The organism is Cohnella silvisoli (assembly GCF_021190915.1).
GTDB classification, from domain to species: domain Bacteria; phylum Bacillota; class Bacilli; order Paenibacillales; family Paenibacillaceae; genus Cohnella; species Cohnella silvisoli.
In genome coordinates this window covers 63016-80908 of the sequence record NZ_JAIOAP010000023.1, presented here as the reverse complement: position 1 = coordinate 80908, position 17893 = coordinate 63016, and the positions used below count along the sequence as shown (strand labels likewise).

The window sequence follows — 17893 nt, the reverse complement described above, 5'->3', positions numbered from 1 at the left end:
CTATTTCTTTTTATACCCCTGAACTCTCAACGACACGGCCAGTGAACGCCAAAATTCCAACGTACCAGTCGGATCCTTGATCTTCTCCAGCACCTTATCCCCGAACTCAATAATGAACCACTTAGGAGCCGGAATGTTAGTTTCTAGGTCTTTGATCTTTAATGTAAGCACGGTCAAGGCGCTTGATTGTTCCTCTACTTTTATCTGCAAAGCCTCGAACGCTTTTTGTTCAATAGCTGTCATAGGTTGATCCCCCTCGTTTGTATTAATGGTTGTAAAAATCCAATATTGCGCTGCTTCCCTCCGGAAAACCGTTTCGTCCGCAGTTACCTTGCCGTCATCCTTCACGCCCTCGCGAATGAGGCCATCTATTCCATACTTACGATTGTCCGGGTTCGGATCATAAACGTCGATCCATTTGTCGTGGATTCCTACGAGCAGTATATAATGACCGGCTCCCGTGAAATGTCCGAAACGCATGGATGCGATGACTAGCGCGCCATTCGATAAAGCTTGCTTGGCTTCTTCTAGGCTTCCCGTTTGCATGCAGGAGAGGCCATATGCTTTGGCAGCTTCTAAGAAGAATCCCCAAGAAGTACCATTATCATCAGTCCGATATCCGTGGCTGATAGCGAACTGCGCAGATTCTGGCGGCAGCACTCTTCGCCCAATGAACGAACTAGCGACCATAGCGAAGCATGTTGGACCGCATCCAGAGGCGGCAATTGTTTGCTTGGGATCACTACGGTTAGAGTAAAGGATATCCTTCCAGCGCGGGTCTTCTTGGCTGTAATAGATGAGTTTATCCATTCGCCTTTTCCTCTCCTTTCTCACCCAACTGCTGCAGCAAAGTCTTAAGCCAACTAGGAAGAGGTGTTCCCATCGTACCAAGGTTTTCCACAACCGAGAGGCCTTCACGTCCAACGTAAAAGTAAATAGCCGCTGTTCTAAACACCGGCGCTCCCGGTTGCAGCCAATCATCCAATAATGCTGCTAAGCCGACAACAAAAAGGACGGTCACCTTTCGGATGCCGCCCCAGTACATGGTATCGCTGTTGACTCGCTTAAGCTTGATCGCACCAAGTACACCTGTCACGTAATCCGCCACCATGAGGACTAAGAGAAGCTGCAGAGACTTATCCCACCCGCCCAGTAGTGCCCCGACTGTCCCGGCAATTGCAACCCATCCGCCCCATGCAGCCTCTTTACTGTTTGTACCTGCAGCGGCTGTCCATAGATTCAATACAAGCTCTTTTCCTTGATTCATGAGATTGGCCTCCTTCATATAGTAAGAGCCCCGCTAGAAACGGGGCTTAGTAAAGTTTGTCGATGCCTTAAACTCTTATCAAACTCGCTGTTATGTGTACTTGGTTCGCCGTTGCCGCATTTATCCCCAAGTATATATTTCCGGTTGTTGCCATTACTTCCACATATACAGGCGCATAAGTATAACCGCCAACAGCCAAACTTGTGGACGCTTGTATGACTTTTGTTTTCGCCGTTCCCGATTCGTCAATGTATTGACAATCTAAATAAAGAGTAGTCGCGGCCGTTTTAACTCTAGCATAAACATACAGTAAAAATGCGCCGCTCGTTGCCGGTGTATGTCCCAAATAATTTGATAGGCCAGTTGTAGTGATTAGGTAATCGGTTAGACCAGCAATCTTTCTCATGAAGTCAGTTTCGTGATAACCGCCTACCATATCGGCGTTAAGATTAGGGACGATAGTTGGTGAAACAACAGAAAATGGAGCAGTCCCACTAGCTGTGAACGACGGCATTCCAGTGAATGCAGGACTATTCAGAGATGCAATAGCTGTGTCAACGATACTTCCTCCAGTATCTTGTTGTAAGGCTCCTGAAGGCTTACCATTGCTAAATAAGATTACCGCACCCATTGATGCAAAAAAAGCATTGGTATTAGAAGTTCCAGTACATGCATTTGCTAGAACAAAACTTGTGTCTTGCCCCAGAATTGCAGACCCACGATTGCTAATTACGCATGTTGAAAATTCAACTGTGCTTTTGCTAACAAAGCATCCAAGAGATGCTGAACTAGATACGTTGACGAAGTTCGTCATGATTATACGCCCCGTGCAGTCACCAATAAAAAGAGCAGTCGAAGCAGCATACGTAGACGTAATCCCATTAATGTTAATCGATGCAGAACAACCACGAATATTAAGCTGCCCAGATACATTTCGAGAACGAGTTGTATTATCAGTGTCCCCATTAATCGTAATCATTCCTGCGGACGATAATCCAATAAAACCATCAATAGTACATGATGGATACGTACCTGGCGCAACGTTGATAAATATGTTGTGTTTAAGCAATTTTGGAATTTTTGCAAGAGCGCCGTTAATTGTTGCCAGTGCATTTCCTGCACCAGCTGACAGCCCTGTGTTGGAGTCGTTTCCGTTTACTGAGTCAACATAAAGTGTAATGCCGGACGTAGTCGCAACCAAGGAATTTTGATTGATCCAAGCGGTTGTCGGAATATTTGTTGAATTATCCCCAGCGGTAGGTGTCGGAGCTTTTGGATTCCCCGTAAAAATTGGGCTTCCAAGTGGTGCTATAGCATCCACTATACTTCCACCATTTGACGTAACCAGTGCACCGGCGGGAAGTGCTCCTCCAGGCCCTGTCACTACTGTTGCGCCGTTTTGTGCATTTATTGCTGTTGTATTACCTGTCCCTGAACATCCACTCATAAAAACTTGAGAAAGCATGTCAGCAAGAATACCAAGCGTTCGATTGCTAAGAACGCAGTTGTTCAGATAAAGTTTGGATCGCACACAGTTAATACCAGCTGATGCACTAACTGCAACTGCTACATAGTTATTCAGAATCGGTGGTGTAGTGCAATCATAAACGTTGAGTGAATTGTTAACGGAGTTAGTAAAGCCCGAAAAATAAATATGAGCAGAACATCCTCGAATATTAATCGTGTTAGCAATAATACGTGATCTCGTCGTATTATCGGGATCCCCATGAATCGAAAGTGTCACATTGGTAGTATTACCTCCATCTAAAAATCCATCAATATTAAGGGTTGAAGCTGGATTATAAGTTCCTGCAGCTACAATGATTGAGACGTTGTGCTTTAGAATCTTTGGAACTTTATCAAGAGCAGCCTGAATGGTCGCAAGAGCGTTTCCTGCACCCGCGGAAAGGCCAGTGTTAGCATCGTTTCCGTTTACCGCATCAACATACAACATCATAAGTCCAGTTGTTGTAACGAGTGAATTAAGATTAACCCAATTCGTTGTCGCGAGTGCCGAAGAATTATTCCCCAATGAAGGCGTTGGAGCTGTTGGAGAACCTGTAAATGCTGGCGAAGCAGTTGGTGCTATAGATGTGTCAATGATGCTACCTCCTGAATTTTGCGAGGCGTTAGTAGTTCCAGTTGGCCTACCACTGCTAAATACAATATTCGAACTAGACGCATACATTCCAGTAGTATTCCCTGTACCTGAACAGCCTACTGCCATAACCGAAGAGTTTGCTTGTGCTTGGATAGCAACTAATCGGTTACTTATTACGCATGTTATTAACAGCGCTATACTTTTATCAATTAGGATACCGAGTAACGATGCAATTGTATCAACGACTATATCCGTTAAGACAACTCTTGAACAGCCAAGAATATTTATTGGAGTTGAGGACGGGTAAGTTAACGTTAGTCCACTAACAGATATTTCTACTAAACATCCACGAATATTAATCTGACCACTAATAATGCGCGAACGTGTTGTGTTATTAGAATCCCCAATAATATTGAGATAGCCGTTAAATCCTCCCGACATAAATCCATCAATATTAACAAGTCCAGGATACGTTCCGGCAGCTACATTAATAGTAACTGTATGTTTCAAGATTTTAGGGACTTTAGCAAGCGCTGCGCTGATGCTTTGTAATGCGTTTCCAGCGCCGGCGGCAAGTCCGGTGTTTCCGTCATTCCCATTTACTGCATCAACATACAGAGTTATAGAAGCTGTTGTAGCTACCAATGAATTATTGTTTACCCAAGCGGTAGTGGGAATTTTCGTTGAATTATCTCCTGCTGCTGGAGTCGGAGCGGTTGGAGTACCTGTCAAGGCAGGTGAGGCAAGCGGAGCTTTTGTTGTATCCGCACCTGCACCCATCAACTGCACAAAAATCAGCGCTGTCGTGCCCAGCGTTATTGTACCGGCATTGCTCATCGTAAAACCCTTGCCACCATTGTTTGTCCCTTCACGGACGTATACGCTGATGCCGCCTAATATCTTGGCCGTGCTGTCTGAGTCCGTTGCGCGTGCCCATACGGCAGAGTCTACGACGTAAATGCCGTTCTGGCTCCCGGTCGTCTGATTTTTGACGAGGACGCGGTCGCCCACTACCAGTACTACACCGTCGATCGTCTGCAAGCCGGAGAGTGTGATGTTGGCAGTTGTTGCGGTGCGAACGGCACCGTCGATGGACTTTTGAGCGATGGCACTGTTAAGGTCCGTATACCCGGCTTTGTCCAGGTCCAGCGTCTTGATCCCTTGCTCGATCCGATTCAGATCCGTCTCAGTAACCGTATCGCCGAATTGCCAGTTAGTCTTTGCAGTGAAAGCCATTAGACAACCTCCTCTAATGTAATAACATGCCGCATGATTGTGTCCTCGATAATCGGTACGTTGACCGTTCGTGTACTAACCACCGCGCCTGCGGATGATTTAAGTTCCATTTTGGTGACGGTCGCAACCGTACCCATTAAAACCAGGTATTCAATCGTCAGAACGTTATCGGTTGTCGATTTGAGCAGGAAGCTCGTAATCTCGACTGTATCATTCAAGACGACTTTCGCAATCTTAGTATTAGTATAGGTTGTCAATTCGTTCAGATAAGTTTGTGCTATCATAATGGCACCGGACTCCTTCGGACGGAAAATGGTGTGATTCCGACCTGCCAACTGCCAAGCTTAGTCAGGCGGTTGAGGCCGATTACAAAAGCCTGGTCAAGCAGCCCGATCCGCTCCGCGACAAAGGTCGTCGGCTGATAAACCAGATTAGCCGGCTTGAGCAAATTAACGGTGTATTCGATCTCCCGGAGCACCGCCGCGTTCTCCACTCCGACACTGATCTGCAGCACAAAGTCGACCGGATCGACCTCAACGACAACCAACCCAGGCACTCCGGCGATAAAGTCTAGCTTTTGTTGCAGGTATCGCTCAGTAAACGGAGGCTTGGTCGTGTATCGGTTGATGATCCGGATCCGCCGGAAGCTGAGCGTTTCAGTCGTCGGATCCGCAACAATTTCGAGCATCCGCTCGCGCCGGCGCACCGCCTCTTCCGAGCTGGTCAGGACAAACTGGTCATTAAAGAGCCGGTTGATCGCCGTCTGCAGCGCCTGCAGCTCCACGTCCTCCGTCGCAGTCAATTCGATAAACTCCGTCACATCCCGGTAAAACACCGGCAAGTACGTCATCAGTGGATCACTCAAGGATCGTCACCGTCCCCAACACCGGAATCTGCGCCTCGGTCAGCATGACATTCGCGGCGGTGCCGTTTAAGGTTGTGCCCGAGACGTCCGCTACACCTTCGACACCAAGCATTCGTGCCTCCATAGGCGCGATTCGCACGACCGACTGTTTAACACTAGCCCATGTCCGGCGGAGAGACAGCAGGTACTCGGCTACGGCCGCCTCCAAAGCCTCCTGCACCTGACCGATCGTAAAGCCACTCTGCAGTGTGACCGTCGTGGTGACATTGATTGTGACCGGAGCTGCCCCAGTTACAGTCACCCGGTGCCCGATCGGCGCTAGGCCGATGCCCACCCCACTGTTGACCACCGGGTCCAAAATCGTTTGGACCTCGTTCACAAGCGCAGGCGGGGGCGGCGAGTAGCTGCTGTCGACGATCGTGATTTTGACTGTACCTCCTCCGGCCCAAGCCGGAAATACCTTGACACCGCCAACGCCATCCAGGTCACCGACCTTTTGCAAATAATCTCCAACGTTGCCGCCGAACGGCTGCGCATTGATCTCAGCCAGGAAGCGAGTAAGCAATGCATCGTCGGTCTCCTCTTCAGCACCAGGGATCCGAACATCTGCTAGTTCAGCGCGGGCCAAGCCGTCCACATAATCGATCGGCAGCAACTGGCCGAAATACTGATTACCAATGATGCCGGTCGAATCGCAAGTGAGCTCGAAATTTCCGATCGACAACCGGTTAGTGGCCGTGTAGTTGACGCCAGAAATCGAGTACCGGCTGCCGAGTGGCACATCCATCAGCGCATTGGCAGCGTTATAAAAGAGGCCAAGCCGCCGGGCTTCGGTCGCCGCTTTGTGTATCGTACCGTGCTCCGCGACTCTCCGTCTCCTGTAGTCCCCGGTTGCCGTGTCCGCGAAGGACAAATTGTAATTTACATCTAACTCCGCGTATATCTGAGCCAGCTCGGCGGCGGCCGGAGCCAGTGCGTCGTAAATAATCGAGCCCTCGCGCTTATCCATGTCGTTCGGCACCCGGGCTAGCATGCGCTGCAGGATCGCATCATACGTCTGCGCCTCATACACCTACGGTCACCCCTCCCTCAAATGATCCTTGATCCGAGACGACCGTAAACGTCGCCAGGGCGCTGTCGCCGCTTACCGTAATCTGCATATCGGTCACGTCGTTGATGCGATCGTCCTGCAGCAGTGCCTCCCGGATGCGCCGGGTCAGTTCTGATTGGACGATCTCAGGAGACCGGCCGGTAATACCCGCTGTCTCGGAACCATAATCAAAGCTGTAGATTAGATAATCATATCGCTCTGTTTGCAATATCTTGAGAACGGCTTGACGGACCGCATCCAGACCATCCACCGTGCCCGTTGCGCGCTTCTTGTCCAGATCAAGCCGATATGTCCTGCTAGGCAACTGTACCTCCTGCAACTCATCCGTATCGATTTGCCCGCCTGTTGGGATCACGTCTCCACCACCCTATCCAAAATCAAATATTGATTACCGCCTTGTACCCGTAGTAGGATCAGCTTGTCACCCGTTTCCAGCCCGCGACGGATCAACAGCTTGTCCGGCAGCGCCTGCCCGGTCGTACCACCGCCATAACTATGCGTGTGCTTCGCATCGATCTCGTATTTGGTCAGCGACTCCGGAACAATTAAAAAATCCGCTGTGAGTGCAAACCGTTGATCGACGGTTACCTCAAGCGGATTATCTTTTGTGACGGTCCCGGTCAGGATTGCAACGGGCTGCCCAGCTCCAATGGCGCCTATCCCGGCTTTTTTAATTGCATCTAATAGTCCACTCATCATATCACCTTCAGAGTCAGCGACATCGTATGATCGCCGTCAAATTTGTGACTACACTCGTCAACCAACATCGGCTGATTAATCCCAAGACGATCAATCCGGATGCGGACATAGCTGCCAGCTCGTACACGAATATCACCGATCGCCTCAAGCCTAAGCGACTTGGATTCCCGGTTTTTAAGTTGGATCAACGTGTCCAGAACTTGTTTGATCTGTGCGGCGTTAAGGCCCTCGTCCGCCTTTTGATAGAGCTGCAGCATCCCCCATTTGGCGATGTTCGCGCTGTCGAAAGCGAGGTACACATCGCGCTTTTTAGTCTTCTTGTTGTCTTGTACGATTTTAACCCGATTATAAGTATCACTGTCGATTGATTGCATGTAATCGTAATCAGTCATCAAACTCTCATCGCCGATATAAAAGTCTGGGAGCGGCTGGTTGACGTTCTTCAGAGCGAGAACACCGAAGTCATCGAATAAATAATAGTTGCCCCCTCCGTTAATCAACGTTAGATCAAGCGCCTTGCACATCGTGTCGAGCAGCTTCTGACCATCCGCCACGAGCGAAGGAATTTTGTACTTCGTATCTACCAACGTGCCGATCTTTAGTTTGAATTCGGAGGCAATGGTTTTAATGATCTCCGTTGCGGTTTTCCCGGCGAATAGGTAAGTGTTGCTCGCCATCAGATAACGGATCTGGTCGTAAGCCTTGATCTTGACATCCTCGTCGGCGCTGAAGCTGATTTCAAACACGTAACCGTAGAACACATTGGTGCCATCCAGCCGAACACGGATGATATCACCATTGTTAATGGCAAAACTCGCGTTCTCGTAGAGTCCGCCATCGATCAGAGTAAAGTTCAAGCTGCCGGCCTTTCCGATCCGGGTTGTCTGCCACTCCATATCGGAGACGATATCGGATATGTCCCATACCTTGCCGTTTTTGTTGTCGATCATCACCTCGAGGGGCATGTCGCTTCCTCCTCCTATGACGGCATTTTCAGCACTCGGCCAATCTGAAGCATCTTAAGCTGCGCATCCGTGATGCCGTTCAGCTTCTGGATCTCCTGCCAGCGCCCGCTGTCCCCCAGAACCTTCTGGGCGACCTTGGTCAGGTTGTCTCCGGCCACTAGCGTATAAGTCTTAGGCGTCTGCTTCTCATTTGGCCGTGCAGGTGCCTTCGTTATGGTCTTGGCCTTGTTAATGGAAACGGTATTCGTATCTACCGTCACCTTTTTTGCAGCATAAAAGCGATACTCCTTCAGATCGATCTTGTACTCCAGATCCCCGCCGCTGCCAGCTACCTCGGACCAATCAAACGACTCAATACTAACCGGTGTGTTGATTTCATAGCCTCCAGCAAAAATAAACCGGATTGGTCGCTTGGTTGCCATCCAGCTCTCTATCATCTGTACATACTCTCCGGGCGGCCTAAATGGAATATTCGGCTGCAGGAACGGGTAATCGGCTGCGGGAAAAAAGGATTCAAAGCTTATCTCCTTTAGTCCGCGGTCTTTAATAACATTGATCTCCCCGAGTCCGGCAACCGTGTACACCTTACCGCCGCCGTCGCCACTAATTTCGATTTTCTCGGGCATAATTGGTAACTCAAGTTTCTGGGCACCGCTGTTATAGCTCAATTCAATTCGATGCGTCATCCGGAATACACTCCTTCAGCACTGGTAACGATCGCGACCTCAAGATGCTCAGTTACGCCGGCGATGATAGAGTCAAGATCAGCCTCCTTGCTTACCGGACCGGTCTTGACGTTGACCGTCGTCTTCGGCTGCAATGTCACGAAGTTCTGAATGTTCTTCATTTCAGCGAGTTCGCGCATTGTCTTCAGGTCCTCGCTGGAGATATCGACCTTGTCATTGATCTTGCCGACCTCGTTGACTTTGTTGATGTTCCCGCTCGCCCAGGCGTCCCCAACCTGATTTAAATCGTTAATCTTATCTGCGGCCTTGGAGAATACATCCTCGCCCTTTTTTCTACCATCTTCAAAAGCCTTTGCAACATCTTTATAATCCAACTTATACTTCGACAAATCTACAACGTCTTTATCAGATTTTTTAGGTTTTAATGTTTCTACCCATGAATTATCAAGCCCGCCGATATGGTCTAAGTTACTTCCAGAAACCCAATTGAGTTGATCAATAGCCCAGTTCAAACCTTTGACAATACCGCCTATCATACTATCAAAGAAACCCGAAACTTCTTTAAGCATATCGTAGAATAGTTTCTTCACCGCATATACAGGATCAATGAAAACATTAACGAGGAATTCGGCGAAGGATAAAAAGATATTCCATATGAACGCAACTTTATTGAAAATTTGTGCGAAAGCAGCATTAAAATATCCCGCCACTAACCCTACGACTTGCTTTGTGGATACACCCAGCCTGTTTAAGCCGATTAATAATAAAGCAATCGCTCCGATAATAGCAAGGACAGGCCAAGTCGCAATCGCCCACATAATGAGCCAGTATGCTGCAAGTCCCAATACCACTACCCCTATCGCAATTAGTACGTTCTTGACGATGTCCATATTATTAACGATTAAGTCAGTGAATGCCGCGATCCCATCAGCCACAATGTTTATTCCTACACTCAAGCCATTCAAGAAGCTCTGTCCTTGTGCGCTGTCCATCCAGTCAACCATTTTCATAAGAGACTTAGTTAACCGACGAATCGGTCCGTCCGCACTATTGAGCGTTGAGATCCAACCTGCAGCTTTATTCTTCGCAAGAGTCATGGCCTGTCCGAAAGTAACGGGCATATTGCGAAAAATCTTATTGATATATGCATCCTGCTTGGAAAAAGCTTGAACGATAGCACTTGATGTGAGCTTTCCATCCGCTCCAAGTTTCTTCAATGAGCCGCGTGAGACACCAAGTCCATCTGCTAATACCTTCATCAACATCGGTGCAGTTTCACTTAATGAACGAAGCTCGTCACCTTGCAGGACACCACTTGAAAGTGCTTGCGTCATTTGAAGTATCGCGTTTTTACTATCTTCCGCAGAGGCTCCACCTGTAATGAGTAGTTTGTTAAACCGTGATGAAAAGGCCAGTATCTCGTTATCATTTTTGAACACACCCTGCGTTGATGCCCCGAGTTGCGCGACCATGCTTGCTGTCTCTCGATAGGCTTGACGCGTATCATTCGCCACGGCCATAACTTTGCGTTGGAGTTCCAATTGCGTTTGTGTACCATCGTTAATCATTGATAACCTTGTATTAACGCTTGCTATCGCATCAGCCCAGTTAACTAGATCAATTGCTTTATGCAAGGTGGCGATCGACAAATAAGCTGCTGCTATACCTTTTAAATTGCTCAAAAGACCACTGGATGCCGAACCACCTTCACGCAATCGCTGATTATGTTGCTGTTGGAGTTGGTTTATTCTTTCTTCCAATCTGCGAATACGCTCTAGAGCTGCTTCAAGCTGCGCCGTTCCGGTACTCGTTCGGCTGAGCTGCCGTACAGCGACAAGCAATCGCATGACTAAACGCTGGATGTTCGTAAACATCACCGTCAGCGATGTCGGGAGTTGAACTTGAATTCTCATTCTGATTTCGCCGAGCTTGGAAAGCACCATCTCCCTCACTCTTTGAGCATCTGCTTGTATCGTCGAAGTGTCGAAAATTATTTTGACACCAGATGAACGAAGTCGGTTTTGAATCTGTGAAAGCGTTCGTGTCACCGCATCTGCATCAATAATGATGTGCAAGGCTGACGATCCTGTCGCTGAAATCTGCTGCTTAAGACGCTCAACTTCCGCCAGCGCCTCGCTCGCATCAAGCGACAAGTGCAGTGTAGCCTGAGCCGCTGCCAACCTTTGAACTGTATCATTGATATCTCGATAGGCGTAGTTGGGATCAAATAACAACCTTACTGTGACCGAAGGAGCTACTCCGGCGAACAATGAGTGGATTCGATTTCGAATTTCCTCATCTACTGGTATATCAAACTTGATTTTGGTCTCAAGTTGACCAACCGCCTGTTCCAGGTGTTGCCGAATTGCTGGCGCTTCTTGAATTGCATTGGAGGGGTCCAGTGTCACACCTACAACATTGTCCGTTAAACCAGACCGAATACGCTGTTGAATTTCTGTCATCCCCTGTGCGATGCTCCCGGCGTCCAGAATAACATGCAGAGCAGAACTGCCGGTGGTAGCAATCCTGTTTTGGATATGTTGCAGTTCAGCAAATACTCCTTGCACATCAATTGCCATCCGAACAGGCTGCTCAATCTGTTGCTTCACGCGATCGGCCGCGCTGAGTACTCGTTCCATGCCTTGATGCGCTTTGTTAAGTACCTGGCTAAAGCGGTCAAACAATTGTAAGCTCGCGCTGACTGTCGGCATCTCGGCACCTCGCTTTTAATCAAATAAAAAACGCCCAAGAGGGCGTTAGAAGTATCTTAAGTCGTATGTTATTTTTATCGTGTCGATTTTGTTATCTGCTTCTGTGACCCAAACTTCCGGCACCTTTTCAGAGACCGAATTAAATTTGATAGTAGTTCCGCCGCTTGATTTCTTCATCTCATCACTTGGCAATATGCCAAACTGTTTGAATAAATTTTCATCAGTTGTATATAGCTGATCATTAGCGTAATAAGTGAATCGGACAACTTTACTGTCAATCACAAGGTACTCTTGATTTCCATCATCGTAAGTATAGGTTATTGCCTTATACTTTTTTCCATTCGAACTGTCAAAATTCCAACTATCTTTTAATTCGGGTTTACCTTTTAAGGCAACTAGTTCTTTTTCCGATATACGGAAATACTCGTTCGCATCTATTATCTGCTTTACTCCCACTGTGGCTGCTGGTTGGGTTGAAGTTTCAGAATCATTATTTTCAGCCACACAACCAACTAAGACAAACACAAATAATAAAAATATCAATAGTGCTAACCTCTTATTGATCAAATTAACCCCTCCGCGCATCTTTTAGACCAAATCTACCAGATTACGGGATAAAAAGGCAATATCCAATTTATTTCATTTTTCGGTTTGATTCTTTTCGCTCTTTCTCAACACGGATATCGATCATAGCGAAGATGGCCGCTTTCTCATGGCGGCTCATCCTCACCAAGTCGTGTGGCAAAATCTTAAGCTCATGGAGAGCGTAGTAAGCATAATTCGCTTCGCCATCGCCCTCCTTAATCAGTTTTTTACTTCTTCAATCAAATCGTTCAGATCCTTATCGTAACCGTTGATCTCCTGCACTTTCTGGATCAACAATACATACTCTCCCGCCAAGAGCATCTTACGCAGCAGGTTCTCGGCACCCAATACGCCGTAAGAACGCTGCAGTTCTAAATCCTTTAGATTTGGGAACGTTACACAAGCGACTGCAACCTTAGCCAAGTATTCTTCAGTAACGGTTTCAGTAACCTGATGCCCACCCTTACCCTTCGTTCTACGGGTAGCCGCTTTCCGAAATTCTTCATCCTCAGAGGCTGAGATGCTCCGGAGTGTCCACGGAATCGGACTACCGTCCTTGCCCTTAAAACGCTCCGAGACAACAAATTCCTCCGTCTCCTCCGCTGCTACGTTCTGCGAGTAAAACGCACTCAAATCGCTCATGTTGATTTATCCTCCTAGATTTAATTAGCCAAGCGTTGGCGTGCCAAACTGATCAATAATGTCGACGTCTTCAAAAGTAAACTCTACCTCTTCATCAAGTGCTTCGCTGTCCGTGTCCAACTTAGCCAAGATCACTTTGTTAAGGTTAACGTCCCGAAGAATAACAGTCTGCTTCCCTACACCGGATGCTGGGTCCTCATTGACAACCTGAACGTCGAAGTAAGTGTCGACGCCATTCTTGATGTAATTGAGCATCTGTTGACGAAACCTAGACGTCACGTAATAAATCGTCATCGTTCCGGTTCCCGACCACCCTGCAGCTTTATGCTGGGTCCCGCGCTTGCCGAGTGTCTTAATCTCGGTCTTTTGCTTCTCGGCAGATGCTTCTAGCGATTTGATGTAAAACATCTCCTCGACTTGACCGTCGATCGTAGCGTAAGCGCGGCCCTCTTGGCCGTGAATGGTGTCGCGTGCCTGAAGGAAAGCCATCTTACTTCACCTTCACTTTCATGTAAATTTTCTCGATCGCGTCCACTGGTTGAACGTTCAGTTCGACATACACGCTGTCAGAATCGGTACCGATCGTGACCTGGACATCCGTTTGCGAATCAAAATTCTGGACGGCGTTCGCAGCCTGCAGCGAAGTCAAATACGAAATGATCTCCGCTTTCAGCAAATTGCGACCGTCCGCGTTGTTGTTGACCTTTCCGAGGTAGAAGGACTCGAAGATCCGTTTGAAGTCGTTTCCGATGCCATCCAGTACCCGAATAACGCGGTTTTTGTGGAACTGTTTGCCTTTCTCCGGCGTGAAACTCGTCAAGCTGTTAATGTCCTGCTCGACGATCGCCTTTCCGCCGGAAGCAGTAAAGAGGAATTCCCCCGCCTCGAGCGCCGCGATCGTCTGGCTGTTCGTGTATCTCGGATTGGCGTCGGTCGCGTCATCGTAACCACGATAAGTCAACGACTCCGCAATCGACGCCGCCGCCGTCGCCCCAGCCACCCACGCCGTCGCCTGTGCCGCCGTCAGCGTAGTGCCATCCGAAAGGATTACGCCGTTCTTGACGCTAATTACGCCCTCATGATCCGCAGTCGGATAGTTTTCCAATACGGCTTGAATCTTCGTGCCTTCCGTGTCACGCAGCCGCCGCGCAAACGCAGCATAGACGCCCTTGAGTGTGTTGTCGGTCCCCGGATACGCGACGGTTTGAAAATCCCTCAGTTCCAACGCCGACAAGAAGTCGGTATGGTCGCCGTTAACCGTTGTGCCATCTGCACCGCCAGTCAGCGCTGCGCCGGCCGAAGTGGTCAACGATCCGGTACCCGACCAAGTCACCCAAGCATTGGCTGTGAGGTCGGCGATCGCGGAAACGATTTGACGGTCAACCTCTTCGCCGGTCAACATCGTGATGACATCGAATTTCGCATTGTCATCCACATTTGTCTGGATGATGATCGTCAGATCATTGCCCCGGGCACCGCCATACTTGGCCGTGGCCGTGAGGGTGCCGATCGCTTTACTTGCTTTCGTTCCGGTATTCAGTCGATACAGGAGCAGCGTCTTCGCTCGTTTGAGCGCCTCGCGTACTAAGAGTACCTGGGAAGCCGCGATGTCGTACCCAAGAAGCTCACTCACATCATCACCCGCATTGATCGTGAGGATTTGTTTGCTCGTCCCCCACGGCAAAGACAGTGCCATAGCCGCGATGCCGCGTTCACCTAGCGCTCCCAGTGCACCGCCATCGCTAACGAAATTAACATATACGCCAGGACGTACCTTGTTCTGTGCTACCCATGTTCCACCTGCCATTTTAATTCACCTTCCCTTGTTCAAAGTCGGCAATCATTCGCTCGGCCTTGTCGATCGTGTACTGCTCGTAGTCCGTCAGGACCGCCGTCAGCACGTCCTTTTGCACCGGCGTAAATCGGCTGGCCGCGAGCAGCTGGCGTTTGCTGTACATTGGCTCTGAAGAGTTGTCCTGATCGGGGACATCTTGATCCTGTTTACTCATTTGATCGTCTCCTTTATCGTTGCCGTTTCCATTAATGGCGACGGCGTGATTTGTTTGATCAACTGCATGTCAATACTGAAAAAGAAATGCATGACCCCATTTACAATTTCGTGTCGCATCCTGGAACAGCGACAAAGAGAAGCTCCGACATAAAGATACTCCATATTGTCGTAAAGTTGTTCGACAATGTCATGGGCATCCTCGTTCTCTTCCTTATCGGGATCCGGAAAGTAATGAATATCAAAGGTATAGTAACGAACATAACGTCGATGAATCCCCCGACCCTGTGCGATGGGGAAGAGTTTGACAAAGAAGCAAGGTGCGTTAAGCTCTTGCTTGATCTCCTCACAATATCGCGGCATATTCGGAAATTGTTCAGCCAGCGCCCGTGTCACGCCGTTTAACACGTCATTGACTTTAACGGCCATAGCATCACCTCAAATACCTATTCATAAATTCTTGATGCTTTCGCTCCAGGAGGGCAGGTAACTCACGCTCTAATTCCTCCTCCGAAATCGTGAGCATGAAACGCCCCTCAACCCAGCCGGTATGATCTGGCGTTCTGTGACCGTACTCGACGTACAGAGCGTAGTCCACTGCATTGATGATTTCTACTTCATAAGTTGTCCCCGTTTGTACGACCTCTCCGATTGTCCAGCCCCTCCGGAGATCGCCGGTTGGACCTACAGGCGTGCGGGCAATGACCTTTGCCATTAGCCGTGCCGCAAGCTCCTTGATACACTCGATCCGAAAGGCAGGCAAAGCGGCGTTCATTTGCTTTAGGCGTTTGTGATACGCTTCAAGCTCCGAAAAGTCAAACTTGCCCATGCCAGCCATTAGGCTTTATCCTTTCGTTGTAGGCTTACCTCTTGGTGTGTCGGGTAAGGCGGGAACGGTTCGCCCGCTTGGTACTTGCGTGTTACTCCGCCCTTGGTTACCTCGATCTCATCGCCTTGCTGAATCGAGAGCTCCGGCGCAATGAAAAGCTTGGACTCGGAAGCAATATTGTTCTGCGCCTCTGTCTGGCCGTTGCTGGCGAGATCGGATTGAGATAAGCGGCACGGCTGATTCGTAAAAACTGGCGCGAGCTGCTGGCGCGATTTTTTACTTACCGGGTCCTCAGAGGTAACGTAGCGGCTAATAGTTGCCTTGTCCTCATACAGCTTTTCGATGGCTGCGCGATGCTTACTATAGTCGATCACGCTTACCACCTCAATTTCCGATAGCTATTCAACTCTCCCTGGTAGTCGAAAACAACTGCATCGATAATTGCGACAGAAGGACGAACGAGAACCTGTGCTGCGGGATTCTTGACCTGTTTAACCGAGGTATCCCCAATGCTGATTTCGAATGCCTCTTCTACCACCGGGGCCGGAAATAGAACTGATGACTGTTCTTTCGTCAGCGCAACGGATACCATAGCGACCCATGTATACTTTAGTCCGTCCGGTATCTCCGAGAGATTACAGTAATTCAAAATGCGCTGACCGATCTCATCTACATAAAGACCGATCAACGCATCATGTTCATTACCCGGTAATCCCATCTTGGCTTTAACGATGACAATGATCTCAGTCGCATTAATCGCCATTAGGTTTCGCCGCCAGAATAGCAGCTAAAATTTCATCCTTTTTGGCTAATCCGCCAATGTCGATATTATTTTTTTCTGCAACAACCTTCAGCTCCGGAATGGTCATGTCTTCGATTTTTTTGTCGATATCCTTTTCCTCTTCCCGCTCAACAGGGAAGTTCGCCGGATTCTGCTCGCAACGTTCCTCGTGATAAGGAATAACGGAGTCGCTAAACGTTTCGTCACAATGTTGGCATTTCATAACATTTCTCCCTCTGGCGTTGGAGAGGCACAAAGCCCCTCAACGCTCTTCGTATTGGATTATCCCAGCACTTGCACGGCAAGCTCTTGCTGTAGTGTCTTCACACCATAGAGGATGTCGAAAGACATTTGATTGACTTTGCTTCCCATGCTGTAACCTTGTGTTACGCGCACGGACAAGCCTTCGAAGGAAGCAACATATCCGGATGCGCCGCCTTGCGGAAGAGCAAGAGGGCGATTGACAAAAGCAAATGCGTTTTTGTGGAAAGCGAGGTTCGCAACGTGAGCGCCAGGCGTTTTGTCGGGAAATGTTATCGCCGCTGCTGCCGCTGCTACTTTCAATCCCGGATAAATCTTTACAGCCGCGATGGCACCAGCTACCGCATTTGCTGTATCTTCAGTCACTACATATTGATAGTTTCCGATATCTAAGAGATCGCCTTTCTTCAGCGAGGCGACAGAAGCGCCAGCTGTACTTGCTAGGGCGATCGTAGTCGCTCCGAGTGCGCCCGTTGCTTTAGCATCAGCTAGTGCTGTGTAGCCGCCAGCAGCGTGTGTATAGATGTTCTGATCCATGAAGTTATCCAGACCTTGAATTCGTCCAATGGAACCTTCACGAAGGGCTTCCGTGCTCCCGGATTTCTCCGCGTTGACGATCGCAGGAATAACGCTGAACTTTTCGTCTGCATCCGGATTCCAAATCGCAGAGCGGAGGGAATTCGGAGCTTGGAGTACATTCAGACGTCGGCGAGCTGAAGCGAATGCTGTTAGATCGGTCGGTGTGGTCCCGGACGTACCTACGTGGTACGGAATATCCAGATACAGGCCGAGGAGATCCCTATCAATCTTCTGAGCAATGGCTTCCATTGCTGGATTGACGATCTGGTTGGAAAAGTCATTGATGTTAAGCGTGAGCTCCTTGGAAGTGACATCCACGCTTACATCAGCGATCTTGTCCAGCTTGACGGTTACTTCGGATTCATTGATATCCTGCGGCGCTGTCGCTCCGTTGAATTCCTGCGCGGTGAAGGTGTTAGGACGCTTTACCTGAACACTGTCCCCTTTGTTTTTGAACTCACCGGAATGGTCTCTGTGAACAAGCGGTAATGTAACCAAGTTGTTCCGCAATCTAAGCAGCGCATTTCGCGCAATATCTTGCACGGTCAAATATGTGTTAGCCATTTA

At 48.7% G+C, this 17893-nt stretch carries 22 protein-coding genes; all 22 read right to left on the bottom strand.

The window, feature by feature from the left end:
• Window positions 1-810: a C39 family peptidase gene (locus tag K7P76_RS30205; protein WP_232189824.1), complete on the bottom strand. Its 810-nt coding sequence runs from the start codon at window positions 808-810 to the stop codon at window positions 1-3.
• Window positions 803-1267, bottom strand: coding sequence for a phage holin family protein (locus K7P76_RS30200; protein ID WP_232189823.1), 465 nt, complete (start codon window positions 1265-1267; stop codon window positions 803-805). Before K7P76_RS30200 ends, K7P76_RS30205 begins: the two co-directional genes overlap by 8 nt.
• A gap of 67 nt (window positions 1268-1334) precedes the next feature.
• Window positions 1335-4604, bottom strand: coding sequence for a phage tail protein (locus K7P76_RS30195; RefSeq protein ID WP_232189822.1), 3270 nt, complete (start codon window positions 4602-4604; stop codon window positions 1335-1337).
• Window positions 4604-4888 (bottom strand): ketopantoate hydroxymethyltransferase, encoded by a 285-nt coding sequence (locus K7P76_RS30190; RefSeq protein ID WP_232189821.1) that lies wholly within the window; start codon window positions 4886-4888, stop codon window positions 4604-4606. Before K7P76_RS30190 ends, K7P76_RS30195 begins: the two co-directional genes overlap by 1 nt.
• Entirely contained in the window at window positions 4885-5469 is a 585-nt protein-coding gene (locus tag K7P76_RS30185; RefSeq protein WP_232189820.1) for a putative phage tail protein, read from the bottom strand. Before K7P76_RS30185 ends, K7P76_RS30190 begins: the two co-directional genes overlap by 4 nt.
• Entirely contained in the window at window positions 5462-6541 is a 1080-nt protein-coding gene (locus tag K7P76_RS30180; RefSeq protein WP_232189819.1) for a baseplate J/gp47 family protein, read from the bottom strand. Before K7P76_RS30180 ends, K7P76_RS30185 begins: the two co-directional genes overlap by 8 nt.
• Entirely contained in the window at window positions 6534-6935 is a 402-nt protein-coding gene (locus K7P76_RS30175; RefSeq protein ID WP_232189818.1) for a DUF2634 domain-containing protein, read from the bottom strand. Before K7P76_RS30175 ends, K7P76_RS30180 begins: the two co-directional genes overlap by 8 nt.
• Window positions 6932-7276, bottom strand: coding sequence for a DUF2577 domain-containing protein (locus K7P76_RS30170; protein ID WP_232189817.1), 345 nt, complete (start codon window positions 7274-7276; stop codon window positions 6932-6934). Before K7P76_RS30170 ends, K7P76_RS30175 begins: the two co-directional genes overlap by 4 nt.
• Window positions 7276-8244, bottom strand: a complete 969-nt coding sequence (locus K7P76_RS30165) for an XkdQ/YqbQ family protein (RefSeq protein ID WP_232189816.1) — start codon at window positions 8242-8244, stop codon at window positions 7276-7278. Before K7P76_RS30165 ends, K7P76_RS30170 begins: the two co-directional genes overlap by 1 nt.
• A gap of 14 nt (window positions 8245-8258) precedes the next feature.
• Window positions 8259-8930 carry a LysM peptidoglycan-binding domain-containing protein gene (locus K7P76_RS30160; RefSeq protein ID WP_232189815.1) on the bottom strand — a complete coding sequence of 224 codons (672 nt, stop codon included), beginning with the start codon at window positions 8928-8930 and terminating at the stop codon, window positions 8259-8261.
• Window positions 8927-11641, bottom strand: coding sequence for a tape measure protein (locus K7P76_RS30155; protein WP_232189814.1), 2715 nt, complete (start codon window positions 11639-11641; stop codon window positions 8927-8929). Before K7P76_RS30155 ends, K7P76_RS30160 begins: the two co-directional genes overlap by 4 nt.
• Window positions 11642-11686: 45 nt before the next feature.
• Window positions 11687-12208: a hypothetical protein gene (locus K7P76_RS30150; protein WP_232189813.1), complete on the bottom strand. Its 522-nt coding sequence runs from the start codon at window positions 12206-12208 to the stop codon at window positions 11687-11689.
• 237 nt (window positions 12209-12445) lie between these two features.
• On the bottom strand, window positions 12446-12868 hold the full coding sequence (locus tag K7P76_RS30145; RefSeq protein ID WP_232189812.1) for a phage tail assembly chaperone: 423 nt from the start codon (window positions 12866-12868) through the stop codon (window positions 12446-12448).
• A 24-nt stretch (window positions 12869-12892) separates the two neighbouring features.
• On the bottom strand, window positions 12893-13357 hold the full coding sequence (locus tag K7P76_RS30140) for a phage tail tube protein (protein ID WP_232189811.1): 465 nt from the start codon (window positions 13355-13357) through the stop codon (window positions 12893-12895).
• 1 nt (window position 13358) lies between these two features.
• Window positions 13359-14675 (bottom strand): phage tail sheath family protein, encoded by a 1317-nt coding sequence (locus K7P76_RS30135; protein WP_232189810.1) that lies wholly within the window; start codon window positions 14673-14675, stop codon window positions 13359-13361.
• Between the two features lies 1 nt (window position 14676).
• Window positions 14677-14877, bottom strand: coding sequence for a YqzN/YkzM domain-containing protein (locus K7P76_RS30130; protein ID WP_232189809.1), 201 nt, complete (start codon window positions 14875-14877; stop codon window positions 14677-14679).
• Window positions 14874-15305, bottom strand: coding sequence for a phage tail terminator family protein (locus K7P76_RS30125; protein ID WP_232189808.1), 432 nt, complete (start codon window positions 15303-15305; stop codon window positions 14874-14876). The genes K7P76_RS30130 and K7P76_RS30125 overlap by 4 nt, the downstream gene beginning before the upstream one ends.
• 4 nt (window positions 15306-15309) lie before the next feature.
• Entirely contained in the window at window positions 15310-15714 is a 405-nt protein-coding gene (locus K7P76_RS30120; RefSeq protein ID WP_232189807.1) for an HK97 gp10 family phage protein, read from the bottom strand.
• Window positions 15714-16079 (bottom strand): ABC transporter ATP-binding protein, encoded by a 366-nt coding sequence (locus tag K7P76_RS30115; RefSeq protein WP_232189806.1) that lies wholly within the window; start codon window positions 16077-16079, stop codon window positions 15714-15716. The genes K7P76_RS30120 and K7P76_RS30115 overlap by 1 nt, the downstream gene beginning before the upstream one ends.
• A 2-nt stretch (window positions 16080-16081) precedes the next feature.
• Window positions 16082-16468 (bottom strand): phage head-tail connector protein, encoded by a 387-nt coding sequence (locus K7P76_RS30110; protein ID WP_232189805.1) that lies wholly within the window; start codon window positions 16466-16468, stop codon window positions 16082-16084.
• Window positions 16458-16709 (bottom strand): hypothetical protein, encoded by a 252-nt coding sequence (locus tag K7P76_RS30105; RefSeq protein ID WP_232189804.1) that lies wholly within the window; start codon window positions 16707-16709, stop codon window positions 16458-16460. Before K7P76_RS30105 ends, K7P76_RS30110 begins: the two co-directional genes overlap by 11 nt.
• Window positions 16710-16768: 59 nt before the next feature.
• Window positions 16769-17890 (bottom strand): major capsid protein, encoded by a 1122-nt coding sequence (locus tag K7P76_RS30100; protein WP_232189803.1) that lies wholly within the window; start codon window positions 17888-17890, stop codon window positions 16769-16771.
• Between the last annotated feature and the right edge of the window lie 3 nt (window positions 17891-17893).